Origin of the sequence: Luteimonas changyuni, from assembly GCF_039548395.1 — a bacterium.
Classification (GTDB): Bacteria; Pseudomonadota; Gammaproteobacteria; order Xanthomonadales; family Xanthomonadaceae; genus Luteimonas.
The window spans coordinates 81,048-105,881 of sequence record NZ_JBCLUZ010000011.1 but is presented as its reverse complement, the minus strand read 5'-3'; the positions used below and the strand labels follow the sequence as shown (position 1 = coordinate 105,881).

Below are 24,834 nucleotides of genomic sequence, written 5' to 3'. Positions count from 1 at the left end.
CCCGTGCACAGGGGGTGTGCGTACAGCCGGCCATGGATGGCCGGCGGCCGGCCTTGGGAGCAGGACGCGGACAGGCCGGGGGAGCACACCCCCTGTGCACGGGACGGGCAACGCGCGCCGCAACGGAGGCTTCCGTCGCGACAAGGACAGACCAGCGCTGTCGCCGATCGCGGCTATAGCCGCTCCCACAGGGTTGGGAGGTGTCGATCGCGGCTGTAGCGGCTCCCACAGGGTCGGGATGCGCCGATCGCGGCTATAGCCGCTCCCACGGGGTCGGGATGCGCCGCTCCCACAGGGTTGGGGCCAGGCGGGCAGGGACGTCGCGGTCAGTCGCCGCCTTCATCCTGGCCGCGCCAATAGTCGTTGGCTTCGGCGATCGTCCTGAACTCGATCGCGACAAGCTCTGCCGCACGCATGAGCATCATCGGATCCTCCTCGTATTTTTCGCGCACGCGCTGCTTGGCGTCGGCGTCCTTCTGGATGCTGCCGATGGTTTTCCTGACCAAGGTGATCGCCAGCTGCCGGCCCTGCAGCGGAGTGCTGGTGATCAGGCTGGGTAGGTAGTCGTTGCTGGCGGGCGCGGCCACCGCAGCATCCTGTGCGTGCACGGGCAGCGCAATCGCCGACAGCGCAAGGGCAAGGGCCAGGGTTTTCGTTTTCATGAGCGCTCCTGTTCGTGGTCGACCGGATGCGTGCAACCGGTGGATGCGGTCAGGCTGCGCCGCGTATGCGCGGGTGGCCATGATCCACATCAAGGGCACGCCACCTACAATGCCGTGATGAAGCAACGATCGCGAACGAAATTCCGCAGGCTCGACGGCATCCTGCTGCTCGACAAGCCCCGTGGACCGAGTTCCAACCAGGCGCTGCAGCGTGCGCGCCATCTGTTCCGGGCGGAAAAGGGTGGCCACACCGGCAGCCTGGATCCGCTGGCCACCGGCCTGCTGCCGCTGTGCTTCGGTGAGGCGACCAAGATCGCCGGCGGCCTGCTCGGCGCGCGCAAGGCCTACGACACCGTCGCCCGCCTGGGCCAGGTCACCGATACCGATGACGCCGAAGGCCAGCTGCTGCGCGAGCGGCCGGTGCCGCTGCTGGACATCGCCACGATCGATGCCGCCCTCGCACGGCTTACCGGCCCCATCATGCAGCGGCCGCCGATCTATTCCGCGCTCAAGCGCGGCGGCGAACCGCTGTATGCGAAGGCCCGTCGCGGAGAAGACGTCGAAGTCGAGCCGCGCGCGGTCGACGTGCACGAATTCAGCCTGCTGTCTGCCGCCGACCTGCTGGATGCCACCGACGGCGTGGCGCCGGGAAATATCCTGCGGCTGCGCGTGGAGTGCGGATCGGGAACCTATGTCCGCAGCCTCGTGCGCGATCTCGGCGAAGCCCTTGGCTGCGGCGCGCACGTCGCTGAATTGCGGAGGCTCTGGGTGGACCCGTTCAGGAACCCGAGGCTGTGGACGTTCGCCGAGCTCGAGGCGCTGGCTGAACGGGGCGAACGCAGCCTCGAGGCCTGCCTGCTGCCGGTCGAGGCGGGCATGGATGCCTGGCCCCGGGTCGAGGTGGATGCCGCTGGCGCCGCGCGCCTGGCGCATGGGCAGGGGGTGGACGGCGTATTCACCGGCGCAGGCGAAGTCGCCGTGTTCGGACCCGGTGCCCGGGTGCTGGGGCTGGGGACGAGCGATGGCGAGGGCGGCCTGAAGCCGCGACGCATGTTCACATGGGCCTGCGCGCAGCCCGCTCCTGCCGCGGCGCCGGGCAGGGACTGAGGCCGCGCCTTGTCCGCAGGGGCTCGCGCGCGGTACAATTCCGCGGCTTTTTCCAAGCACTTCCGGCGCCCGATGACGGGCGCCAGGCGTCCCACAGCAAGCGGCGGTTCTCGTGGTGTGCGTCCGTGCCGGTCGGCATGGGGGCGTTCCTGCGGTCCACGCATCACAGAAAGGCATAAACGATGTCCATCGACACCAGTTCCATCATTGAAGACAACAAGCGCGGCGAGAACGACACCGGTTCCACCGAAGTCCAGGTCGCCCTGCTGACCGCACGCATCGTGCACCTCACCGAGCACTTCAAGACCCACAAGCAGGACCACCACAGCCGCCGCGGCCTGCTGAAGATGGTCAACACGCGCCGCAGCCTGCTCGACTACCTGCACCGCAAGGACATCGCGCGCTACAAGGCGCTGATCGGGAAGCTTGGCCTGCGTCGCTGATACACACCCCGCCGCGGCGCAGAGATGCGCCGCGGTTCTTTTTCCGGCGCGCCGCGGGCGCGCCACCCGGCAAGGGGCAAGGGTCCCGGCCGGTTCATCGCAAGAGACACCGAGGAATCACCAACGTGGCGAAAGTTACCAAGAGCTTCGAGTACGGCAGTCGCACGGTCACCATCGAGACCGGTGAGATCGCACGCCAGGCCGGCGGCGCGGTCATGATCTCGTGCGAGGGCACCATGCTGCTGGTCAGCGCGGTCGCCAACAAGACCGCACGCGAGGGGCAGGACTTCTTCCCGCTCACCGTCGACTACCAGGAGAAGTTCTACGCCGGTGGCCGCATTCCGGGCGGCTTCTTCAAGCGCGAGGGCCGCGCGACCGAAAAGGAGACGCTGACTTCGCGCCTGATCGATCGCCCGATCCGCCCGCTGTTCCCCGATGGCTTCCGCAACGAAGTGCAGATCATCGCCACGGTGATGTCGATGAACCCCGAGGTCGACGGCGACATCCTCGCCCTGATCGGCGCCTCGGCCGCGCTCTCGCTCTCGGGCGCGCCCTTCGACGGCCCGATCGGCGCCGCCAAGGTCGGCTACAAGGACGGCCAGTACCTGCTCAACCCGACCGTGTCGGAGCTGAAGGAGTCCGAGCTTGAACTCGTCGTCGCCGGTACCGCGAACGCAGTGCTGATGGTCGAGTCCGAGGCCAACGAGCTGTCCGAGGACGTGATGCTCGGCGCGGTGATGTTCGGCCACCAGCAGATGCAGGTCGCGATCGCCACCATCAACGAGCTTGTCGCCGAAGCCGGCAGGCCGAAGTGGACCTGGAGCGCGCCCGCTGCCGACGAAGGCATCGTCAGCGCGATCCGCACCGCGGTCGGCGAGAAGCTCGCCGAGGCCTTCCAGGTGCGCGACAAGCTCGAGCGCAAGGACACGATCTCCAACCTCAAGAAGTCGATCCTCGCCGCCATCGCCCCCGAAGCGGAGTCGAAGGCCTGGGCGACCGGTGACCTGTCGAAGGAGTTCAGCGAGCAGGAATACCAGACGATGCGCAACTCGGTCCTCACGACCAAGGTCCGCATCGACGGCCGCGCGCCCGACACCGTGCGCCCGATCGCCTCGAAGGTCGGCGTGCTGCCGCGCGTCCACGGCTCCTCGCTGTTCACCCGCGGCGAGACCCAGGCGATCGTCGCCGTCACGCTGGGCACCGCCCGCGACGGCCAGATCATCGACGCGGTCTCCGGCGAGTACAAGGAGCACTTCCTGTTCCATTACAACTTCCCCCCGTACTCGGTGGGCGAAGCCGGCCGCATGATGGGCCCGAAGCGTCGCGAGATCGGCCATGGCCGCCTTGCCAAGCGCGGCGTGCTCGCCGTGATGCCGACGATGGAAGCGTTCCCGTACACGATCCGCGTCGTGTCCGAGATCACCGAATCCAACGGCTCGTCGTCGATGGCGTCGGTCTGCGGCTCCTCGCTGGCGCTGATGGACGCGGGCGTGCCGATCAAGGCGCCGGTCGCGGGCATCGCCATGGGCCTGGTGAAGGAAGGCGACGACTACGTCGTGCTGTCCGACATCCTCGGTGACGAAGACCACCTGGGCGACATGGACTTCAAGGTCGCCGGTACCGAGAAGGGTATTTCGGCGCTGCAGATGGACATCAAGATCCAGGGCATCACCGAAGAGATCATGAAGGTCGCGCTGGCGCAGGCGAAGCAGGGCCGCCTGCACATCCTCAAGGAAATGGAGGCCGCGCTGACCTCGCCGCGTTCGGAGCTCTCCGAGTTCGCGCCGCGCCTGATCACCATCAAGATCCACCCCGACAAGATCCGCGAAGTGATCGGCAAGGGCGGTTCGGTCATCCAGGCGATCACCAAGGAAACCGGCACCCAGATCGACATCCAGGACGACGGCACGATCACGATCGCATCGGTCGACGCCGCCGCCGGTCGCGCCGCCAAGGAGCGCATCGAGCAGATCACCTCCGACGTCGAGCCGGGCCGGATCTACGAGGGCAAGGTCGTCAAGCTGATGGACTTCGGTGCCTTCGTCACCATCTCCCCCGGCAAGGACGGCCTGGTGCACGTGTCGCAGATTTCCAACGATCGCGTCGAGAAGGTCAGCGACGTGCTCAAGGAAGGCGACGTGGTCAAGGTCAAGGTGCTTGAAGTCGACAAGCAGGGCCGCATCCGCCTGTCGATGAAGGCGGTCGAGGAAGGCGAGGGCACCCCGGCCGATTAAGGGCTGGCAGGTCCCGGCGCGCCTTCGGGCGCGCTACGGCTTTACCGGGAAAGCGGGCTTCGGCCCGCTTTTCTGCGTTCGGAAGCTGCTCCGTCGCGGTGTGCGCTGCCCGTCCCCGGACGTTTCCCGGCGTCGCGACTGGGTAGCCCGGCTTCAGCGCGGCTCGATGCGGGATCCGGTCACGCGCGCCGCGAAGACAAGAGTACGCAGGCTCAGACCAGCCCGGTCGCGTAGAACACGCCGATGATCACGAACACCGCCAGGGTCTTGATGATCGTGATCGCGAAGATATCCTTGTAGGCCTGGCGGTGGGTCAGGCCGGTGACCGCAAGTAGGGTGATCACTGCGCCGTTGTGGGGCAGGGTGTCCATGCCGCCGGACGCCATCGATGCCACCCGGTGCAGCACTTCCATCGGAATCCCGGCGGCTTCGGCGTTGGCGATGAAGCTGTCGGCCATCGCCGCCAGAGCGATCGACATGCCGCCGGAGGCCGAGCCGGTGATGCCGGCCAGGGCGGTGACCGTGACCGCCTCGTTGATCAATGGATCCGGGATGGCGCCAAGCGCGTCGGCGACGAGCAGGAAGCCGGGCAGCGCGGCGATCACGGCGCCAAAGCCGTATTCGGACGCGGTGTTCATCGATGCCAGCAGCGCGCCGCCGATCGCCGATTTCGTGCCCTCGGCGAAGTGCTTGAACACCGTCTTCCAGGCAAACACCATCACCGTCACGATGCCGATCAGCAGCGCGCCCATGACCGCCCAGATCGCCGCGATCTTCGCCACCTCCTGCACTACCGGCGCCGGGTTGCCGACCACCGCGGGAATGAAGCTGTGGCTGTCGCCGTACCAGCCCGGGATCAGCCGGGTCAGCGCCAGGTTCGCAACGCCCACCATCACCAGCGGCAGCAGCGCGATCAGCGGGTGCGCCAGCCGTTCGCCGACGAAGGGTGCGGGCTCGTTGAGCAGGGTGGCCGGATCGCCATAGCCCTCGCCGGCGCGCTGCGCCACGCGCCGGCGCCAGTCGAGATAGGACAGGCCGACGATGATGATGAAGACGCCGCCGATGGTGCCCAGGATCGGCGCCGCCCAGGTGTTGGTGCCGAAGAACGCCGTCGGGATGATGTTCTGGATCTGCGGCGTGCCCGGCAATGCATCCATGGTGAAGGTGAAGGCGCCCAGCGCGATGGTGCCGGGGATCAGGCGCTTGGGGATGTCGCTCTGGCGGAACAGTTCGGCGGCGAACGGATACACCGCGAACACCACCACGAACAGCGAGACGCCGCCATAGGTCAGCAGCGCGCAGACGATCACGATCGACAGCATCGCCCGCTGCGCGCCGACCACCTTGATGGTGGCGGCGACGATCGACTTGGAAAAGCCCGAGATCTCGATCAGCTTGCCGAACACCGCGCCCAGCAGGAACACCGGGAAATACAGCTTCAGGAAGCCGACCATCTTGTCCATGAACAGGCCGGTGAACATCGGTGCCACCAGCGAGGGATCGGTCAGCAGCACCGCGCCCAGGGCCGCGATCGGCGCGAACAGGATCACGCTGTGGCCGCGGTAGGCGACGTACATCAGGAAGACCAGCGCAGCGAGCACGATCAGGAACGACATCGGCAACCCTTCGATCGTGCGGCGCACGACTCCACGGGCGACAGTGTTCCCGCCAGCCGCCGTCTCGGCCCATTGTCCGAAGGTACGATGCCGCCGCGGGCGCCGCCTCCCTAGTCTTGGCACCACGCGGCAATCGGCCGCGCGCTACCAGCATTTCCCGGGGACCCCATGAAGCCTGCCAACATCCGCGCCACCTCACTCAGCCTGGCGATCGTCGTGGCCCTGGCCGCGCCCACCCTGCATGCGCAGGACGCCGGTCCGGCCCAGGCCCAGCCCGCGAGCAGCGCAACCGACCTCGACACCATCACCGTCACCGCCCGCCGCCGCGTCGAGTCCATCCAGGACGTGCCGGTCGCGGTCAGCGCGTTCGGCGAGGAGCAGCTCAAGGACCTCCAGGCCAGCGACATCAGCGGCCTGCAGGGCGCGGTGCCCAACCTCAATATCGTCCAGGGCCGCGGCTCGTCGAACACGGTGAACGTGTTCATCCGCGGCATCGGCCAGCCGGATTCGCTGCAGACCTTCGATCCCGGGGTCGGCATGTACGTCGACGATGTCTATTACTCGCGCATCAACGGCGCGCTGTTCTCGCTGTTCGACGTGCAGCAGATCGAAGTGCTGCGCGGCCCGCAGGGCACGCTGTACGGCAAGAACTCCACCGGCGGCGCGATCAAGATCAACACCAAGAATCCGTTCGACAGCGAAGGCGCAGCGGTCGAGTTCGGCGTCGGCAGCTTCGGTCGCACCGATTTCCGCGCCTACCTCGGCGAGCAGCTCTCCGATACCGCCGCCTTCAGCATCGCCGGCGCCTGGCTGAAGAACGACGGCTATGTGGAAGACCCGGTGACCAGGGAGGACTACAACGGTGAGGACACGATCGCTCTGCGCGGCAAGCTAGCACTGCGTCCGAGCGACAGCTTCAGCGCGACGTTCTCCGCCGACTACACCCGCCAGGACAACGCGCTGACCCTCGGCCAGCCGACCGCGCCGCTGATCCGCACGGACCTGGCCTTCGGCCCGGTGGTCCTGCACCAGCCGGGCACCGACGACTACGACTTCAAGAGCCGTACCTCGTTCCGCCCGGACCAGGGGCAGGAGATGACCCACAAGGGCGTCAGCGCCAACCTGCAGTGGGACCTTGGCCAGCAATGGACGGTCAAGAGCATCACCGCCTGGCGCAAGCTCGATACCAGCTCGTACATCGACATCGACGCCTCCGAATGGGAGCTCGGCGACGTCCTGGTCGAGGTGGACCAAGAGCAGGTCAGCCAGGAACTCCAGCTGCAGTACGACAATGGCAGCAACGTGCAGGCGATCTTCGGCGCGTACTACATGAACGAGACGCTGCCTTCCTACCAGGAAGCGTATGCCAGCGATTTCTTCGGCTTTGCAGGAGCGCCGATCGACTTCCTGCGCACGATCGACGATGACCTGGAAACCACCAGCGTCGCCGCCTTCGCCCACGTCAACTGGGAGTTCGCCCCGACCTGGACGCTGGCCGCCGGCCTGCGTTATTCGCGCGACGAAAAGGACTACTGGCGTACCACCAGCACCTTCTGGGGGCCGCTGTTTGCCGCGATCAACGAGACAGTGGCTTTCAGTGGCAAGCAGAGCTGGGATGCGTGGACGCCGTCGCTGAGCCTGCAGAAGGCTTTCAGTGACCAGGTGATGGGTTACGTATCGGCGAACCGCGGCTTCAAGTCGGGCGGCTTCAACGGCCGGGCCAACGCCGTGCTGGAGACCACGTCCGCGGCGTTCGATCCCGAGTTCGTGTGGACCTACGAGGCCGGCGTGAAGATGCGTTCGGCGGATGGCCGCCTGACCGCCAACGTCGCTGCGTTCCACAGCAGCTACAAGGACTTCCAGGCCCGCGTGTCGGAGGTCTTGAATCCGGACTCGCCGGTGCCGACGTTCTCGTTCCCGGTGCTCAACGCCGCCGAGATGGAAATCAACGGATTCGAGTTCGAGGGCGTTGCGCGACTGGGTGATGCAACCACGCTCAGTGGCCAAGTGAGCTGGATGGACGCCAGCTACAAGGATTTCGCGGACCTGCGCACCACCGACCCGGGCAACCCGGAATACAACCCGACGCTGCACGACCACGTTCCGTTCTCGCCGGACTGGACTGCCCGCCTCGCGTTGCAGCACACCTTCGCCCTGGGCGGCAGTGGCGCCCTGACCGTGGGCGGTGACGTTTCGTATCGTGGCGACACCTGGCTGTCGGTCGACAATCGCCCGGGTCTGATGCAGGACGCCTACACCACGGCCGGTCTGTTCACGGCGTGGGATTCGCCCCAGTACGCGTGGCAGATCCGGGCCGGCGTGCGCAACCTGACGGACGAGCTGTACAAGACGGAGGGCCAGGAGTTCTCTTCGGTGGCCAATATCCAGACTGCGTACTATGCACCGCCGCGCAACTGGTACCTGTCGGTCCGCCGCAACTTCGATTTCTAGTCGTCTGCGCATGATGTCCCTGCGGGCCGCGGTTCCAGCCGCGGCCCGCTGCGTTTATGCTCCGTGCCGGTAGTACAGGGGTGGCAGGGGCCGGAATGACGCGAACAGTTGCAAGGCCATGCTGAGCGTCGGCGTGGTGGTCGCGGCCGCGGTGCTGTGGCTTGCGCTGCTGTTCGGCGTCGCGGTCTATGCCGAGCGCCATCCAGGCACGCTGGCGCGGCACTGGCGCCATGTCTATGCGCTCTCGCTGGCGGTGCACTGCACCTCCTGGACCTTCTACGGCACGGTCACCCAGGCCGCGCGCTATGGCTGGCCGCTGCCGCCGACCTTCCTCGGCGCGATCGTGTTCTACATCGTGGCCTTCGCCTTCATGCTGCGCCTGGTCCGGCTGGCGCGTGAGAGCAATGCGACGTCGATCGCCGACCTCATCGCCACACGCCTGGGCAAGGATCCGTGGCTTGCCGCCGTGGTCACCCTGGTCGCGCTGCTGGGCATGGTTCCCTACATCGCGCTGCAACTGAAGGCGGTGACGATGAGCTTCGCCACGCTGACCACGGGTGGTGGCGGCGGTGGCGCGATCGCACCCTGGCGCGACGGCGCGCTGTACGTGGCGCTGGCGATGGCGGTGTTCGCGATGGCCTTCGGCACCCGGCGCGCAAGCGCGGCCGAGCACAACCGCGGCCTCGTGCTGGCGATGGCCTTCGAATCGCTGTTCAAGCTGGTGGCGATGCTGGCGCTGGGTGCGCTGGTCTGGTTCGGCCTGGGCGAGATCGAAGTCGCGCAGGTACCTTCGCCGCCGGCCCCGGTGGGGGGCTTCATCCCGCTGGTGCTGCTTGGCGCGCTGGCGATGTTCATCCTCCCGCATCAGTTCCACGTCGGCGTGGTGGAGTGCCGCGACGAGCGCCACGTACTCACCGCGCGCTGGCAGTTTCCGCTCTACCTGGTGTTGATCGCACTGCCGACCCTGCCGCTGGCGCGGGCGGGCACGGCACTGCTTGGCGACAGCGTGCCGCCGGACATGTACGCGCTGGCGCTGCCAGCCGCGCTGGGCCACCACGGGTTGGCGCTGTTCGCCTTCCTGGGCGGACTGAGCGCGGCCACCGGCATGGTGGTGGTGAGCACGCTGGCGCTGAGCCTGATGATCGGCAACCACTGGTTCACGCCGGGCCTTCTGCGCGGCGCATGGTCGGCCGGTCGCGGCGGCGACGATCGCCGCGGCGCGGTGCTCGCCCTGCGACGCGCCGGCATCCTGGGGGTGATGCTGCTGGCCTGGGCCTACAGCCGCGTGATCGCCGGCAGCCAGTCGCTGGCGGACGTCGGTGCGGTCTCGTTCTCGGCGCTGGCCACGCTTGCGCCGGCGCTGTTCTGCGCCGTGTGGCGCACGCGCACGCCGGCCGTCGCGGCGACATGGGGCGTGCTCGCGGGCTTTCTCGCCTGGGCCTGGGTGACGCTGTCGCCGATGCAGGTGGAACTGTCCGGGAGCAGCGGTGACTGGCTGGCGGCGGGTCCCCTTGGAATTGCCTGGCTGGCACCGGACACGCTGTTCGGGCTGACCGGGTGGAGCCGGCTGGGGCGGGCGGTAGGCGCCAGCCTGTTCGTGGGTGCGGCGACCATGCTGGTGCTGTCGGCCTGGCTGTCGTCGCCGGATCGCGACATTGCGCGCGGCTCCGACCTGCGCACCCTGCGCCAGGCTGGGCGGCGCTTCCTGCCGGTGCGGGCGGTGGACGAGTTGCTGCGCGGTGCGCCACAGAGCGGCCCGGTGCCGGTGCTGATCGAGGCGCGCTTCGAGCGCGAGCTCGCCGCAGTGCTGGGCAGTGCCTCGGCGCGGCTGCTGCTCGACGCTGCGCGCCGCGAGGCCGGCCCCGACCTCGACACCGTGGCCGAGATCGTCGGCGAAGCCTCGCAGGACCTGCGCTTCAACCAGCGCGTGCTGCAGGCGGCGCTGGAGAACATGAGCCAGGGCATCAGCGTGGTCGATCGCGAACTGCGGCTGGTGGCATGGAACCGGCCGTATGCGGAGCTGTTCGGCTATCCGCCGGGGCTGCTGCGCATCGGGGTGCCGGTGGCGGAGCTGGTCGCGCACAACCTGGGCCGAGGACTTGTCGGCGATCTCGGTGCGCGTGTCGAGGGCGAGTCCGCAAAGCGCCTGAGGCACATGCAGGCCGGCACGCCCTATGTCAGCGAACGCGTGTTCCCGCAGGGTGGCATGGTCGAGATCCGCGGCAACCCGATGCCCGGTGGCGGCTTCGTCGCCACCTTCACCGACGTCACCGCCTTCCGTCGCACCGAGGCCGAGCTCAAGCGCAGCAACGAGACCCTGGAGCAGCGCGTCGAGGAGCGCACCGCCAGCCTGGACCAGGCGCGGCGCGAAGCCGAGCGCGCCAACGACGCCAAGAGCCGCTTCCTGACCGCGGTCGGGCATGACCTGCTTCAGCCGCTGCACGCCGCGCACCTGTTCACCGATGCGCTGGCCGAACAGGTGCAGGGCCGGCAGAAGGAGTCGCTCGGGCAGATCCGCGGCGCCCTGGATTCCACCACCGACCTGCTCACCGGCCTGTTCGACATGGCACGCCTCGAGGCTGGAGGACTGGTGCCACAGCCCCGCGCCTTCCCCTTGGCCGAAGTGCTGGAACCATTGGCTTCGGAGTTCCGCGCGCTGGCCGGGGATCGCGGCCTGCGCTTCGACCACGTTGCCAGCAGCGCCTGGACGCAGAGCGACCCGCAGCTTCTGCGCCGCGTGCTGCAGAACTTCCTCGCCAATGCCGTGCGCTACACCGGCCGCGGCCGCGTGCTGCTGGGGGTGCGGCGGGCAGGCGGCCAGCTGCGCATCGAAGTCCACGACACCGGCCCGGGCATCGACGTGGCGCAGCAGGGGTTGATCTTCGAGGAGTTCCGCCGTGGCGAAGGCGTGGGCGGGCAGGGGCTCGGCCTTGGCCTGGCGATCGCCGAACGCATCGCGCGGCTGCTCGGTTCACGAGTCGAATTGCGCAGCCGTCCAGGCGTGGGGACCGTGTTCGCGATCGCGCTGGCGTCGGTGGCCGCGCCAGCGGAAGCTCCTGCCGTGCAGGCTGCGCGTGCCGGCCTGGCCGGCGCCCGCGTGCTGTTGCTCGACAACGATCCGATGGCGCTGGAGTCTCTGGCCGCCCTGCTGCGCGGCTGGGGTTGCAGTGTCGACGTCGCTGCCGACGCGCGGGCCGCGCTCGCCGCGCAGGCCGCGCATCCAGCCGACCTGTGGCTGCTCGACTACCACCTCGATGACGGCCAGACCGGCATCGGCGCCTGGCGGCAGCTGTCGGCGCGCCACGGTGCGGTGCCCACCCTGGTGCTCAGCGCCGACGCCACCGATGCGGTGCGCCGGGACGTCGCCGAACACGCACTCGGCCTGCTGCAGAAACCGGTGCGGCCGCTGGCGCTGAAATCGATGCTCGGCCGCATGCGCGTCAGGCCCGGGTCCGCGGGCTGAGCGCCTACAATCACGGGCTGCCCGCACCCTCCGATCCGATGCCCTATACCCCGATCCTGGCCACGCTTGGCTACGTGCTTTCACCCGACCACCGCCGCGTGCTGATGGTCCATCGCAATGCCCGTCCCGGCGACCAGCACCTGGGCAAGTACAACGGGCTGGGCGGCAAGCTTGAAGCCGACGAGGACGCGCTGGCCGGGATGCGCCGCGAGATCCGCGAGGAGGCCGCGATCGAATGCACGGAGCTGCAGCTGCGCGGCACCATCAGCTGGCCGGGCTTCGGCAAGCACGGCGAGGACTGGTTCGCCTTTGTCTTCCTGGTCAAGGAGTTCACCGGCACGCCGCCGGCGTCGAACCCGGAAGGCACGCTGGAATGGATCGACATCGACCGTGTGCTCGAGCTGCCGCTGTGGGAGGGCGATCGCCACTTCGTGCCGCTGGTGTTCGACGACGACCCGCGCGCCTTCCACGGCGTGATGCCGTATCGCGACGGGCGCATGCAGTCCTGGAAGTACTCGCGGGCCTGACGCCGGCAGACGGGTCGGGCGGTCGGGCGGCTGTTCGGGCCCGGCCTGCGCGGTGCTCAGGCTTCCGGGGCCACCTGGCGCGCGGGGTCGGACAGCTCCAGCTCGCGCAGGATCACGCCGGCCTGGGTGCGGTTGCGCACGCCAAGCTTCTCGAAGATCGCCGACAGGTGGGCCTTCACCGTGCGCTCCTGCACGTCCAGCCGATCCGCGACCTGCTTGTTGAGCAGCCCCTCGGCGACCAGCGCCAGCACCCGGAACTGCTGCGGCGTCAGGCTGGCCAGGCGTGCTGCAAGGTCGGTGTCGCCCGGCGCCGACTGCGCACGCGCCACGGCGCCGCGCAGCGCCGGCGGCAGCCATTCCTCGCAGGCCAGCACGCTGCGGATCGCATCGCGCATTTCGTCCAGGCCGGCGCTCTTGGGGATGTAGCCGGCGGCGCCATGGTCGAGCGCGCGGCGCACCACCCGCGGGTCCTCGTTGGCCGACACCAGCACCACCGCGACCGCCGGGAACTGCGCGCGGATCGCGGCCAGGCCGGCAAGCCCGTGGTTGCCGGGCATGTGCAGGTCCAGCAGCACCAGGTCGATGTCGGACCGCGACTCCAGCGCCGCCAGGGTGGCGTCAAGCGTGCCGGCCTCGATGGTTTCGGTGCCGGCCTCGGCCTCGACCGCCGCGCCGCGCATGGCGGCGCGGAACAGCGGGTGGTCGTCGGCGATCAGCAGGGTGGCCATGGGCGCGCGTGCCTGGATGCCCGCCTACTGCGCCGTCCAGCCACCGTCGACCGGGAACGAGGCGCCGGTGACGTTGTGCGCTTCGCGCCGGCACAGCCAGGTGGCGAGCGCGCCGATTTCGGCGGGCAGGGTCATGCGCAGGCTGGGCTGCTTCTCGGCCAGCATGGCGCGCACGCCGTCGTCGCGGCTGCCGCCGTTGCGGCGGGCCTGAATCTGCGGCTCGATCAGCGGCGTCTCCACCCAGCCCGGGCAGATGCAGTTGACGGTCACGCCGCCGCCGTCACGGCTGCCCGCGGCCGCGTACTCCAGCGCGGCGACCTTGGACAGCCCGACGATGCCGTGCTTGCTGGCGACATACGGCGCCTTGTCCTTCGAGGCCACCAGGCCGTGCACCGAGGCGATGTTGACCACCCGGCCGAAGCCTCGCTCCGCCATCCCCGGCATTGCCAGGCGCATGGTGTGGAAAGCGGCGCTGAGGTTGATGGCGATGACCGCGTCCCACTTGCCGACCGGCATGTCGGCCAGCGGCACCGCATGCTGGATGCCGGCGTTGTTGACCAGCACGTCGATGGGCGACCAGGCGTCGATGTCGGCCATCATCTTGGCGATGGCTTCGGGATCCAGGAGATTGGCGTCGAAGTGGCGGACGTCGCCGCCGCCGGCGGTGCGCACGGCGTCGAGCGCGGCATCCACCTGGGCCTTGTCGCCGAGGCCGTTGATGGCCACGCGCGCCCCGGATTCAGCCAGCGAGCAGGCGATGCCCAGGCCGATGCCCGAGGTGCTGCCGGTCACCAGCGCGGTGCGCCCGGAAAGAAAGGTGTCGGTCATGTCGGGCTGGCCTGCGGGGGGGATGTCCACGGTAGCAAATCCATATGCCGCTCCACTGCGTACGAAAGTACGATGCCGGCCTCACCGGCCGCTGCTACGGTGCCTGCATTCCCTGCTGAAAAAGGTGGCGCGCGTGCGCAAGACTACGGACCCGACCCCGACCGCATCCGGGACGCGCCTGTTGGCGCTGGCTGCGCTGGCCACCGCCGCGATCACCGCCGGCTGCGCTGCCACTGGCACGCGTGACATGGTGATGGCCGGCGACGCCACCGGGGAGACCCTGATGTTCGAACACCAGCGCAGCAGCACCCATCGCGACGGCGACGACCTGCTCACCGCCGGGCTGGGCATCGACGGCCTGCGCCAGATGGTGCCGCCGGCATTTGCCGATGCCGAAGCGCCGACCGCCGCCGAACTCCGTCGCCGCGCGCTGTGGAGCAACTGGCGCGGCATCGCCGACCTTGGCCCGGCCGGTGGTTACGGCGAGCTCTACGGCAGCGTCGCGGCGGTGCCCGGTCGCGAATTTTCCTCCTACGCCACCGTCCAGGGCGCAGCGCACCCGCACCGCGTGCTGGTGCAGGTGCCCGATGCCTTCGACGCCGCGAAGCGCTGCGTGGTCGTGACCGCCTCCTCGGGCTCGCGCGGCATCTACGGCTCGATCGCCGTCGCCGGCGCCTGGGGCCTGCCGCGCGGCTGCGCGGTGGCCTATACCGACAAGGGCGCAGGCAGCGACTACTTCGACCTCGACGCCGGCATCGGCTTCGGCGCCGATGGTCGCGCGGTGGCCAAGGGCGCGTCCGACGACCTCGCCTTCGTGCCCACCGCCGCGGACGCCGCCACCGGCGTCGCCTTCAAGCACGCGCATTCGCAGGACAACCCGGAGGCCGACTGGGGCCGGCACGTGAAGCAGGCCGCCGAGTTCGCGCTGCAGTCCCTGGACGAGGCCCTGCCGGCGCAGGCGCCCTTCACCTTCGACAACACGCGGGTGATCGCGGTCGGCATCTCGAATGGCGGCGGCGCGGTACTGCGCGCGGCCGGGATCGAGGGCGACTGGCTCGACGCCGTGGTGGCGGGCGAGCCCAACGTCCACGTCGATGCGCCCGGCGCGCGCACGCTGTACGACTACACCACCGAGGCCGCGCTGCTGATGCCCTGCGCGCTGCTGGATATGGAAAACCTGCCGCAGCCGCCGCTGCTCGACCAGGTCCGGCCGCTGTACGCGGCGCGCTGTGCGTCGCTGGCGGCCGAGGGCCTGCTGCCAGGCACCGATACCGCGACCCAGGCGCGCGCGGCGCACGAGGCACTGCGCGGCGCCGGCTGGAGCGATGAGGCGCTGCGCGCCGGCGCGCTCTCCGCCGGCTTCGACCTGTGGCGCGCGGTGGCTGCGACCTACGCCAGCGCCTACGGCCGCTATGGCGTGGGCGAGGGTCCCTGTGGCTTCTCGTTCGCGGCCCAGGGCGCCGACTTCATGCCGCGCGCGGCCACGGCCGCCGAGCGCGCCGCCTGGTGGCCCGAAGCCAGCGGCATTCCCCCTGGCTCGGGCGTCGGCATCATCGACGCCGGCATGGCGCCGCCCGACCTCACGCTCAAGGGCCTGCAGTGCCTGCGCGCGCTGTGGACGGGCGAGGGCGCCGACGCCGACCGCGTGCGCGCCGGCATCGCGGCGACCCGCGCCGCATCGCCGCGGGCCGGGCTGCCGGTAATCGTGGTGCACGGCCTCGACGACGGCCTGATCCCGGTCGCGTTCAGCAGCGCGCCCTACGTCGCCCACGCCCGCGCCGCCGGCCGCGACGTGCGCTACTGGCAGGTGCGCAACGTGCAGCACTTCGACGGCTTCCTGCCGCTGCCCGACTACGGCGCCCGCTACCTGCCGCTGCTGCCCTATGTGTACGAAGCGCTGGACAGCATCGACGCCCACCTCGACGGCGCGCCGCTGCCGGTGGACGCGGTGATTGACACGACGCCGCGCGGCGCCGGGATGCTGGAGGCTTCGCACCTGGCAATTCCGCGCTGAGATTGATCGGAGATGCCGTTCGCAGCTATGGCTGCTCCTGTACAGCGGCCTGTGCCGTTGCGGGAGCGGCTATGGCCGCGACTCGGGGCTTCCGGTTGCGACTACTCCACGGCAACGGCGGATTTGGCATGCTGGCAGTCCTTTCCCCCGCGACGGAGCGGCGATGACCCGCCAGCGCCATTTCTCGATGATCCGCGACTTCCACCTCGCCGACTGGTTCACCCTCGCCAACGCCGTCTGCGGCACCGGCGCGATCTTCGCGGCCATGCGCTACCTGCAGGAGGGTGCCGGCACGAACGGCATCCGCGACCTGATGCTGGGCATGGCGCTGATCCCGCTGGCCTTCGTGTTCGACGCGCTGGACGGCCGCGTCGCCCGTTGGCGCAAGGTCGCATCGACGCTCGGTCGTGAACTGGATTCGCTGTCCGACGTGATCTCCTTCGGTGTCGCCCCGGCGGCGCTGGGCTATGCCTGCGGGCTGCAGGGCGGCTGGGACTGGGTGGTCCTGAGCTACTTCGTAGGCTGCGGCGTCAGCCGGCTGGCGCGCTACAACGTTACCGCCGAGACCCTGGCCGACGGTGGCGACAAGGTGAAGTACTTCGAAGGCACGCCGATCCCGAGCAGCGTCGGCATCGTCCTGCTGCTGGCCGTGGCCGCCTGGCAGGGCGCGCTGGGCGGTGATGTGTGGTTCGGGCAGTGGCAACTCGGGCCGTGGCAGCTGCACCCGCTGGTGCTGGTGTATGCGCTGTCGGGTTCGCTGATGATCAGCAAGACCATCCGCATCCCCAAGCCTTGAGCCACGCAGGCACCGCCACCGGCGGTTGCTATGATCGGAGCGAACAGACGGAGGCGCGTGATGTCGGGGAATCCACGGGACGATTTCGAATCGCTGGCACGGCGCTACTGGGCCGCATTGGGCGACGCGCTGCGCAACACGGTGCCGGGCGTTGATGGGGCACCGGGCATGGGAGGATTCCCGGGCCCGGGTGGCACGCCGGGCGCAGGTGGCATCCCGGGCATGCAGGGAGCTCCAGGCATGGCCGGGATGTTCGGACTGGGCGCAGTCCCGGGGCTGGGCGGCATGCCGGGTATGGGCGGGATGCCCGGCATGGGCGGTCCGCAGGCCTCGATCCCCGGCGCGGAAGCGTTGCAGCAATCGCTGGACTGGTGGACGCGGCTGGCACAGGGCGATCGCACCGGAACCAACGACGCCCTGGCGCACTTCAACAGCCAGGCGCGGCAGTGGTATGCCCGGATGCAGGAAGTCGCGGCGCGCTTTTCCGGCCAGGAGTCCAGCGCGGCCGACGTGGCCCGTGCCTGGAAGGACGCGCTCGGCGCTGCCGGCGAAAATCCGTTCCCGGAGATGCTGCGCACGCTGCGCGGCAACGGCCTCGAGGGCCTGGAGCAGTGGATGGAGGGCGCATCGCCGTGGCTGGATTCCATCCGCGACGAAGGCCTCTCGTGGCTGCGGCTGCCGGCCTTCGGCGCCGACCGGGAAAAGCAGGAGCGCGCACAGGCGCTCGCGGCCCACATGGCCGAGTACCAGCAGGCGTCCGGCGCGTACAGCGCATTGATGCTCAAGGCCCAGCAGGACGCGTTCGCCATCTTCGAAACGAAGCTGATCGAACGCGAAGAGCCCGGCCGCCAGCTGCAGTCCGCGCGCGCGCTGTTCGACCTGTGGATCGACGCTGCCGAGGAGGCGTATGCAGTGATCGCGCTGTCGCCGGAATTCCGCGAAGTCTACGGGCGCCTGGTCAATGCCCAGATGCGCGTGCGCGCCGGCATGCAGCGCCTGGTCGAGGACGCCTGCGCGCAATGGGGCATGCCCACGCGCAGCGAGCTGGATGGTGCGCACCGCAAGCTTGCACAGCTCGAGCGCGAGGTGAGGAAGCTGCGTGATGCGGTGGCACAGGGGCAGGGTGGCAGTGGCGGAACCGCCGCTGGACGCATACCTGCCGGCGCACCGGCATCACCGCCGGTGCGCGACCCAGCGGTGAAACGCACGGCGACTGCCGCCGCCAAGGGCGCGAAAAAGACGTCGCGCTCATCCGCAGGGAGCTTCGGCGGCGCGATAGCCGGTGCGATGCCGCGCGCGCCGGAGCCGATTGGATCGAAGCCGGAAGCAAGGCCGACGTCGAAGGTCCCGAAGAAGGCAACGAAGAAGGCAACGAAGAAGGCCACGAAGAAGGCAGCGAAGAAGGCAGCGAAGAAGGCGGGCAGGAAATTGACCAAAAAGGCGAGCAAGGCGGTGGCGAGGAAGTCCTCCGGCAAGGTCGCCCGGAAAACAGTGACCGGCACTGCGAAGAAGGGGAAGCGCTGACATGTACGGTCCGCTCAACATCACCCCGGCGGGACTCGCCGAAGAAGCGATGCGGCTGCAGCAGAAGCTCGCCGCCGGCCTGCAGGTGCTGCGCGAGGTCGACGACGTCGACTTCGGCGCCACCGACAAGGAAGAGGTCTGGCGCGACGGCAAGGTCGTCCTCTACCGTTTCATCGGCGAGCGCGAGCCCACCGCCAAGGTGCCGCTGCTCATCGCCTATGCGCTGGTCAACCGCCCCTACATGGTCGACCTGCAGGACAACAAGTCGCTGGTGCGCCAGCTGCTCGCCCGCGGCGAGGACGTCTACATCATCGACTGGGGCTACCCGGACCGCTCCGACCGCTTCCTCACCCTCGAGGACTACATCGAGCGCTTCATCGGTGGCGCGGTGGACCATCTGCGCGCGGAGTACGGCCTGGATGCGATCAACCTGCTCGGCATCTGCCAGGGCGGCGCGTTCTCGCTCAGCTATGCCGCGCTCAATCCCGGCAAGGTGCGCAACCTGATCACCATGGTCACGCCCGTGGATTTCCACACGCCCGACAACATGCTGTCCAACTGGACCCGCGGGATGGACGTCGACCTGTTCGTCGACACCCTGGGCAACGTGCCCGCCGACCTCATGAACATGTGTTACCTCACGCTCAAGCCCTGGCGTCTGTTCGTGCAGAAGTATGTGGGCATGGTCGACATCCTCGACGACAAGGCGGCGATGGAGGACTTCCTGCGCATGGAGAAGTGGATCTTCGATTCGCCCGACCAGGCCGGCGAAGCCTTCCGACAGTTCATCAAGCAGTTCTACCAGGGCAACGGCTTCGTCAATGGCGGCATCGAAATCGGCGGCCGTGAGGTACACCTGGGCCTGGTGGACATGCCGGTGCTCAACATCTACGCCGAACAGGACCACCTGGTGCCGCCGTCGGCATCCAGGCCGCTCGGCGGACTGGTCGGCACCAGCGACTATTCCGAACTCTCCTTCCGCGGTGGCCACATCGGCATCTACGTGTCCGGCCGCGCGCAGAAGGAAGTCCCGGGCGCGATCCACGAGTGGCTGGGGCAGCGATGAGCGCGGGCCGGCCCAGTCTCAGCCGTCCGCTCGACGACCGCGTGCTCGCCGGCGTGATCGGCGGCCTTGCGCGCCGGTTCGGTTGGAATTCCACCCTGCTGCGCGTGCTTTACGTCGTGTTTTCGGCGCTGTCGATCGCATTCCCGGGCATCCTCGCGTATCTGGTGCTGTGGCTGTTGATGCCCGAGGACGGCTAGCGCAGTCCGCAATGCGCGGGCTTCGGCTGGTCGTGGGCGCGCTGGGCGTGGCGTGGACGCTGCCGAACACCCTGATCGGCGTGCTGGTCGGCATTGCCGCGCTTCCATTCGGCGCGCGCGGCAGCCTGCGCAGGCGCGATTTCGCCCTGGTCTTCGACGGCGTGCCCTGGGGCCCCGGCGGCGCGATGACCCTGGGCAACGTGATCCTGCATACCGGTGACAGCATCGACTGCGACTGCATGACCTACGCCCACCGCGCGGGTCTGAGCGAGCAGCCCGCGGTGCGGCTTGCCGATCACGAGCGCGCGCACGTGCTGCAGTACATGGTGCTGGGCCCGCTGTTCCTGCCGCTGTACTTCGCGTGTGGCGGGATTGGCGTGCGCAACCGCTTCGAGCGCGCGGCCGACCGCTATGCGCTCAGCGGCCGCGGCTGGTGGCCCTGGCCGGCACCGCCGACGAACGGTCGCCTCGATTGACGTTCGCATAACGGGGGCTGCGCTATCGTCGCAGGCGTCGAAGAAAAAGCGGAAAGGCTCCGGCCCGTACGCAATCGCTTCGACGACGAAAGGCTCAGCCGACCAGGGAAACCTGGACGACTGGGCCTTTCACATGTCTGCCCCATACGGGTTTTCCCGAGGCGCGTCCGGGATGGTGAGGGGCTAGTCTGATGACATGGGACCAGACTGACCGCACGATTGCAGGCCTGGCCGCGAACCCGGAGAGCGAAAGCCCATGAGTCCTGTCCGCCTGCGCGCCGACGTCACGCCCTGGTCGTTCCTGCTGCCGATGCTGCTCGCGGTGGCGGGCGGAGTCCTGCTTGCCGACATCGTCCGTCACGTCGCCGGTGCCGCCTTCGGTCCAGAGGAGCGGCAGCAGCCGACGGCCGCCGCCGTCGCAAAGCCGGATCAAGGCGACGACGATGCCCCGGACGACATGGATTCCGACGAGACGGGGCTGGTCGAGGTCGGTGCCTCCAGCGGCGGTGGCGTGGTGCTGCTGCCCGGGCCGTCGACCGCGATGCGCGAGGGGGCCGATCGCGCCTGCATCAACGACACCATCGCCATGCGCCGGCCGAATGGCTGGGAACAGGGGCTGGAAGACAATGCGCCGCTGCGCTGCCGCGCAAGCTCGCCCTGACGCGCAAGGCCTTCAAGGCGGCGGTCGCGGCACGAAGGCAAGGCTGGTGCCCAGCACGACCGCCCTGGGCCCGAAGCGGCGCTCCGCGAACACGAAGCCGTCCTCTCCGGCCAGCACCAGCGTGCTGCAGCGCGTCCCGTAGTCATCACTGCTGACGAAGGGCGGCGACAGCCTTCGCTCCAGTTCCAGGCCGATGCCGGTATCGGGCAGGGTGTCGTCGGGTGCCAGCGCGGTATCGGCGAGCGCGGCGAACAGCGGTTCCAGCGACTCTGGATCTGACAGCGGGTCGCGCTTCGACAGTCCGGATTCCAGCCACGATGCCAGCGCGCGGGTGGCCAGCCTGCTCTTGGGCCAGGCGGCGTTGAAGGCGCCGTTGGACATGGCGTGCAGGCCCGGTTCCACCAGCGTATTGGATGCAGTGGGCCGGTTGCTCGCGAATGCCAGCTGGACGCCGTCAAAGGCCAGCAGGTTGAATGGCCCGAATTCGTCGGGACGTTCATCGATCCCGGCTGCAAACGCCGGTGCGGCTGCGGTTCCACGTACGAAATCGCGCACCAGCCAGCCGCGCGAGCGCGGCGCCACGTCTGCTTGCAGGCCGTTGCGGACATTGGTGACCGCCGCCAGGCGGCCGGAGGTGGACACCTGCAGCCAGCCGCCGCCCTGCACCAGGTCGCGGCCGCCATAGACCGCGGGATCGTCGGGGTCGAGATCCGCGGCCGCAGTCGGCCGGGCGTGGGCCTCGTCGCGGTTGGCGGCGATGGCCAGCGGATAGCGGGGATGCTGGCGCCAGGCGAGCGCAATCAGGCACATGTCGCCATGGTAGCGAGGTCTGGCGGGTGCCGCGCCGGGCATGTGGGCACGGGAGGCATGAAGAGAGGCGCCGGCCCAGCACCGTGGCCAATGGCCACGGCCGTAATTCCGTGTAGGCGGCGCTCCAATCCGTTGGTGCGCTGTGCTGCCGGTCAGCACAGGATCGCCGCAAGCGGCGCTTGCCGGTATCAGGGTCGGTCCTGAATCAGGGTCAGGAAACTCCTACCCCACCCTGAAGGCCGCGGGTTGCGCGTCGTACAGCGCGGACTCGCAGTATTGGTGCCGAAGGTGGGACTCGAACCCACACGGTTTTAAGGCCGGCGGATTTTGAATCCGCTGCGTTAGGGTTTCAGGGGATGTCATGATGTGTCACCGGAAGTGTACGTCATTGAAAAATATAGCATCACTGTTTCCGGCGGTGTCAGCGCGTTTCAGGTAAGCTTGCGACAAACGGGCACCATACGGGCACCAGATGACGCAGCGGACACTCACAGACAGGCAGATCAGGGCGCTGAGGCCAGGCGAATGGGCGAGCGATCCGGCCGCACGCGGGGCAGGTCGGCTACAGGCGCGCAAGCTTGTCAGCGGCTCATTGGCTTGGTATTACCGCTATACGGCCCCGGACGGAAAGCGCCACCGCCAGCCCATCGGCTCCGATCTATCGCTAGCTGCCGCGCGTGCCGAAGCTGACAAGCTGGTGCGCAAATTCCAGGCCGGCGCGCGTGACCTTCGGGAAGTGGTCAAGGATGAGCGCGAGCGGGAGGCGCGGGAACGTGCCATCGCTGCGCGAGAGGCAGAGGAAGCGGCAGCCCGACAGGTCGCATCGCTCGGCAAGCTGCTGACGGCCTACGTCGCGCAGTTGCGCTATGACGGCAAGAAAAGCGCGCGTGACGTGGAGACCACATTCGCGCGGCACGTCGAAACACCGTGGGAAAAACTTTGGGCAATGCCTGCGGCAGACGTGACCACGGATGACCTGCTAGAGATCGTCGCCCGCGTGGAGCGCGCCGGAAAGAAGCGGGAGGCCGCAAAGCTTCGCAGCTTCCTCCGTGCGGCCTACTCGGCAGCGATCAACGCGCGCACCAGTGCATCCGCACTTGATGCTCTGCGCGTCCTTAAGATTCGGGCGAATCCGGCACGCGACCTGGGAGTTATTAAAGGCAGCACAACGCCCGGCGAGCGTGCACTATCGCTTGCGGAGTTGCGCGCGTACTGGAAGCGGATCAATGCCAAGGGGTTCCGCTACGGCCCCATGCTGCGCTTCCACCTGCTGACAGGATCGCAGCGGCAGGAAATGCTGGCGCGGGCCACAGAGGCCGACATTGACCCGGATGCAATCTCATTCCGTCTATGGGACCACAAGGGCCGGCGCTCGCAGCCACGCGTCCATGATGTGCCATTGATTCCTGCTGCTATGGAAGCTTTGGACGCGATGCGGACGCCGCGCGTAGGCCCGTACTTGTTCACCGCTACAAATGGCGCTAGCGGTCAAAGCAATAGCACCATGCGCGATGCGGTCAAGGCCGTGAACAAGGCAATGAGTGAGGCGGGGGAGCTGACAGGCGAGCCATTCACTGCGTCCGATCTACGGCGCACCGTGGAAACCCGGCTGTCTGCCGCTGGCGTGTCAATGGAGGATCGCGGTTACTTGCAGTCGCACGGCCTTGGCGGTGTTCAGGCCCGCCACTATGACCGCCACAAGCGGCTGAAAGAAACGCGGGAAGCCTTGGAGCTACTGCACAAGTTGGCCACGGGTAAGATCAGGAAGAGGGGCGCGCAATGAACAACGCCTTTGATGACAACTTGCCAACCAGACTCAAGATTCCCGAGCGCGAGGGTAACAGCGTTGTCGATGTCCGCGCGGTTGCGGATGAGTTGGCGCGTGCGCTCGGGTGGTATCGAAAAGAAACAGCAGAGCGAATCACCCCGAAGGGCAGGCGTGAACAGGCCGACAGACTATCTACGCTGCTACAGGAGTTGGCCGGGTACTTTGAACAGCCGACAGCGATAGACCCGCTGTTGCGCTCGCGTATGCTAGATAACATGCGGCATTTGAGAATTGCGATACCTGAATTTTCGAGGATCGCGGGGTGTGTTGTGAACGCAGCCCGTGAACTCCCGGAAGTGAGAACCGGCCCGAGCGTTGACGCTGCTAGAGGGGCTGCCGCACGCATGGTTTATCAAGCGATCAGGGCGCACACGACACCACAGCTAGGGAAGGTGGCGTCACGAGAGTTGGCTGCGAAGTTGTTGATGGGTTGCCAAATCAGAATCCCGGATGGGGACAAGGAGCGCCGCGCGATCATGGGGGAAGGTTAGGCCGCGAATCCCGCTTAACTCTCCCCTTACTAGACCTGTCGGCGATACCTAGCTTAGGCGGCACATCCTGAAACGGAGTGCCACCCCATGAAACACCACAAGGGCCGCAGGGCCACAGAGTTTCCAGACCTCAACAAACTGGACGACGCCGCGCTGATTACCGGCAAGGTAGCGCAGGCCGTGTGCGGAGTGTCGCGCTCCACGCGCTACCGCTTGGAGAAGGCAGGGCACTTCCCCAAGGGCCGCAAGGTGGGTTCAATGACGCGCTATGTTCTGGGAGAGGTTCGCGCCCATGCAAAGCAGTGCGCGGAGGCCTACCAATGAGCATCTGGCCTCCGCTGTTTCAGACGATGCGCGTTCCCGGAATGAATGCCGTGGAAGGCTTGGCGCTCGATACGTTCGGCGTGGCTGCCGACGATCCAAACGCCCCCGAATGCGTCATGCGGTGGGCAACGTCCGCGCTGCTGCGACTGTACGCCGAAGGTGACGGGGAATTGTGCGCGCAGCTTGAAGCCGCAATTGTCCAGGCTGCGGCCGACTTTCAACGGGGGATGCACTAATGCTCACTCCCGTTGAAATTGACTACTGGACTTCGCACGTTCGCGGCCCCAGCGCCGCAAAGACCGTTGCATATGCCCACGCGCAAGCGATGGCATGGGTCGATAGCCACGCTGGGCACATGCTCCCAAGCATTCAGCACGGCATCGTCCGCAACTACTTCCGCTTTGTTATCGAGACAGACGGCGGCGAACGCCGACTGCTGATGGACGCAATCGACGCACTGCTACAAATGGGGGAGGCCATCCATGCAAACTCCAACGCTTGAGCCGGCCATCGCTATGTATTTGTTGGAAGCATACCCAGGCGTCCGGCGCGAAGGGCTGCGGAACATGTGGTTTTCCGCGTGGAGTT

General features: G+C 68.1%; 23 protein-coding genes. 18 read left to right on the top strand and 5 right to left on the bottom strand.

All coding sequences use genetic code 11. The features are described from left to right. Nucleotides 1–326: 326 nt before the first annotated feature. Nucleotides 327–662 (bottom strand): hexameric tyrosine-coordinated heme protein, encoded by a 336-nt coding sequence (locus WCD84_RS06665; RefSeq protein ID WP_343280839.1) that lies wholly within the window; start codon nucleotides 660–662, stop codon nucleotides 327–329. A gap of 117 nt (nucleotides 663–779) precedes the next feature. Here WCD84_RS06665 and truB point away from each other — a divergent pair, with 117 nt between their 5' ends. The 3 genes from truB to pnp all read left to right on the top strand — a co-directional run bounded on the left by truB (nucleotide 780) and on the right by pnp (nucleotide 4,446). Continuing rightward, nucleotides 780–1,769, top strand: a complete 990-nt coding sequence (truB, locus tag WCD84_RS06660; protein WP_343280838.1) for a tRNA pseudouridine(55) synthase TruB — start codon at nucleotides 780–782, stop codon at nucleotides 1,767–1,769. A 182-nt stretch (nucleotides 1,770–1,951) separates the two neighbouring features. Continuing rightward, nucleotides 1,952–2,212, top strand: a complete 261-nt coding sequence (rpsO, locus tag WCD84_RS06655; protein WP_343254445.1) for a 30S ribosomal protein S15 — start codon at nucleotides 1,952–1,954, stop codon at nucleotides 2,210–2,212. Between the two features lie 125 nt (nucleotides 2,213–2,337). Next, entirely contained in the window at nucleotides 2,338–4,446 is a 2,109-nt protein-coding gene (gene pnp / locus WCD84_RS06650; protein ID WP_343280837.1) for a polyribonucleotide nucleotidyltransferase, read from the top strand. 212 nt (nucleotides 4,447–4,658) lie between these two features. On the opposite strand, the gene WCD84_RS06645 is transcribed toward pnp, so the two are convergent. After that, a complete protein-coding gene (locus WCD84_RS06645; protein WP_343280836.1) occupies nucleotides 4,659–6,062 on the bottom strand; it encodes a GntP family permease in 1,404 nt (467 codons plus the stop codon). A 168-nt stretch (nucleotides 6,063–6,230) separates the two neighbouring features. On the opposite strand from WCD84_RS06645, the gene WCD84_RS06640 reads away from it, so the two are divergent. From WCD84_RS06640 to WCD84_RS06630, 3 genes are all read left to right on the top strand, one after another. Next, complete coding sequence (locus tag WCD84_RS06640; protein ID WP_343254440.1) at nucleotides 6,231–8,513, top strand: TonB-dependent receptor; 2,283 nt, start codon at nucleotides 6,231–6,233, stop codon at nucleotides 8,511–8,513. Nucleotides 8,514–8,631: 118 nt separating this feature from the next. Next, on the top strand, nucleotides 8,632–11,976 hold the full coding sequence (locus WCD84_RS06635) for a PAS-domain containing protein (RefSeq protein ID WP_343280835.1): 3,345 nt from the start codon (nucleotides 8,632–8,634) through the stop codon (nucleotides 11,974–11,976). 38 nt (nucleotides 11,977–12,014) lie between these two features. Beyond that, a complete protein-coding gene (locus WCD84_RS06630) occupies nucleotides 12,015–12,503 on the top strand; it encodes an NUDIX hydrolase (protein ID WP_343280834.1) in 489 nt (162 codons plus the stop codon). Between the two features lie 56 nt (nucleotides 12,504–12,559). Here WCD84_RS06630 and WCD84_RS06625 read toward each other — a convergent pair whose 3' ends face one another. Then, nucleotides 12,560–13,231: a response regulator transcription factor gene (locus tag WCD84_RS06625; RefSeq protein ID WP_343254437.1), complete on the bottom strand. Its 672-nt coding sequence runs from the start codon at nucleotides 13,229–13,231 to the stop codon at nucleotides 12,560–12,562. 24 nt (nucleotides 13,232–13,255) lie between these two features. Continuing rightward, on the bottom strand, nucleotides 13,256–14,089 hold the full coding sequence (locus WCD84_RS06620) for a 3-hydroxybutyrate dehydrogenase (protein WP_343280833.1): 834 nt from the start codon (nucleotides 14,087–14,089) through the stop codon (nucleotides 13,256–13,258). 103 nt (nucleotides 14,090–14,192) lie between these two features. Here WCD84_RS06620 and WCD84_RS06615 point away from each other — a divergent pair, with 103 nt between their 5' ends. The 7 genes from WCD84_RS06615 to WCD84_RS06585 all read left to right on the top strand — a co-directional run bounded on the left by WCD84_RS06615 (nucleotide 14,193) and on the right by WCD84_RS06585 (nucleotide 20,793). Continuing rightward, a complete protein-coding gene (locus tag WCD84_RS06615) occupies nucleotides 14,193–16,073 on the top strand; it encodes a 3-hydroxybutyrate oligomer hydrolase family protein (RefSeq protein ID WP_343280832.1) in 1,881 nt (626 codons plus the stop codon). Between the two features lie 163 nt (nucleotides 16,074–16,236). Then, nucleotides 16,237–16,869, top strand: a complete 633-nt coding sequence (locus tag WCD84_RS06610) for a CDP-alcohol phosphatidyltransferase family protein (protein WP_343254434.1) — start codon at nucleotides 16,237–16,239, stop codon at nucleotides 16,867–16,869. 60 nt (nucleotides 16,870–16,929) lie between these two features. Next, nucleotides 16,930–18,393 (top strand): class III poly(R)-hydroxyalkanoic acid synthase subunit PhaE, encoded by a 1,464-nt coding sequence (phaE, locus tag WCD84_RS06605; protein ID WP_343280831.1) that lies wholly within the window; start codon nucleotides 16,930–16,932, stop codon nucleotides 18,391–18,393. A gap of 1 nt (nucleotide 18,394) precedes the next feature. Next, complete coding sequence (locus WCD84_RS06600; RefSeq protein ID WP_343280830.1) at nucleotides 18,395–19,459, top strand: class III poly(R)-hydroxyalkanoic acid synthase subunit PhaC; 1,065 nt, start codon at nucleotides 18,395–18,397, stop codon at nucleotides 19,457–19,459. After that, nucleotides 19,456–19,656, top strand: a complete 201-nt coding sequence (locus WCD84_RS06595) for a PspC domain-containing protein (RefSeq protein WP_343280829.1) — start codon at nucleotides 19,456–19,458, stop codon at nucleotides 19,654–19,656. The genes WCD84_RS06600 and WCD84_RS06595 overlap by 4 nt, the downstream gene beginning before the upstream one ends. 11 nt (nucleotides 19,657–19,667) lie before the next feature. After that, nucleotides 19,668–20,132, top strand: a complete 465-nt coding sequence (locus WCD84_RS06590; RefSeq protein ID WP_343280828.1) for a hypothetical protein — start codon at nucleotides 19,668–19,670, stop codon at nucleotides 20,130–20,132. A 256-nt stretch (nucleotides 20,133–20,388) separates the two neighbouring features. After that, nucleotides 20,389–20,793 carry a hypothetical protein gene (locus WCD84_RS06585; RefSeq protein WP_343254429.1) on the top strand — a complete coding sequence of 135 codons (405 nt, stop codon included), beginning with the start codon at nucleotides 20,389–20,391 and terminating at the stop codon, nucleotides 20,791–20,793. Between the two features lie 12 nt (nucleotides 20,794–20,805). Here the strand turns inward: WCD84_RS06585 and WCD84_RS06580 are convergent, their stop codons facing one another. After that, nucleotides 20,806–21,603: an NRDE family protein gene (locus WCD84_RS06580; RefSeq protein ID WP_343254428.1), complete on the bottom strand. Its 798-nt coding sequence runs from the start codon at nucleotides 21,601–21,603 to the stop codon at nucleotides 20,806–20,808. A 472-nt stretch (nucleotides 21,604–22,075) separates the two neighbouring features. Here WCD84_RS06580 and WCD84_RS06575 point away from each other — a divergent pair, with 472 nt between their 5' ends. The 5 genes from WCD84_RS06575 (at nucleotide 22,076) to WCD84_RS06555 (ending at nucleotide 24,748) form a co-directional block, all read left to right on the top strand. Beyond that, nucleotides 22,076–23,386, top strand: coding sequence for a tyrosine-type recombinase/integrase (locus tag WCD84_RS06575; RefSeq protein WP_343280827.1), 1,311 nt, complete (start codon nucleotides 22,076–22,078; stop codon nucleotides 23,384–23,386). Then, complete coding sequence (locus WCD84_RS06570) at nucleotides 23,383–23,922, top strand: hypothetical protein (RefSeq protein ID WP_343280826.1); 540 nt, start codon at nucleotides 23,383–23,385, stop codon at nucleotides 23,920–23,922. The genes WCD84_RS06575 and WCD84_RS06570 overlap by 4 nt, the downstream gene beginning before the upstream one ends. Before the next feature lie 87 nt (nucleotides 23,923–24,009). Then, complete coding sequence (locus WCD84_RS06565; RefSeq protein ID WP_343280825.1) at nucleotides 24,010–24,246, top strand: helix-turn-helix transcriptional regulator; 237 nt, start codon at nucleotides 24,010–24,012, stop codon at nucleotides 24,244–24,246. Beyond that, complete coding sequence (locus WCD84_RS06560; protein ID WP_343280824.1) at nucleotides 24,243–24,482, top strand: hypothetical protein; 240 nt, start codon at nucleotides 24,243–24,245, stop codon at nucleotides 24,480–24,482. Before WCD84_RS06565 ends, WCD84_RS06560 begins: the two co-directional genes overlap by 4 nt. Then, a complete protein-coding gene (locus WCD84_RS06555) occupies nucleotides 24,482–24,748 on the top strand; it encodes a hypothetical protein (protein WP_343280823.1) in 267 nt (88 codons plus the stop codon). The genes WCD84_RS06560 and WCD84_RS06555 overlap by 1 nt, the downstream gene beginning before the upstream one ends. The last annotated feature ends 86 nt before the right edge of the window (nucleotides 24,749–24,834 follow it).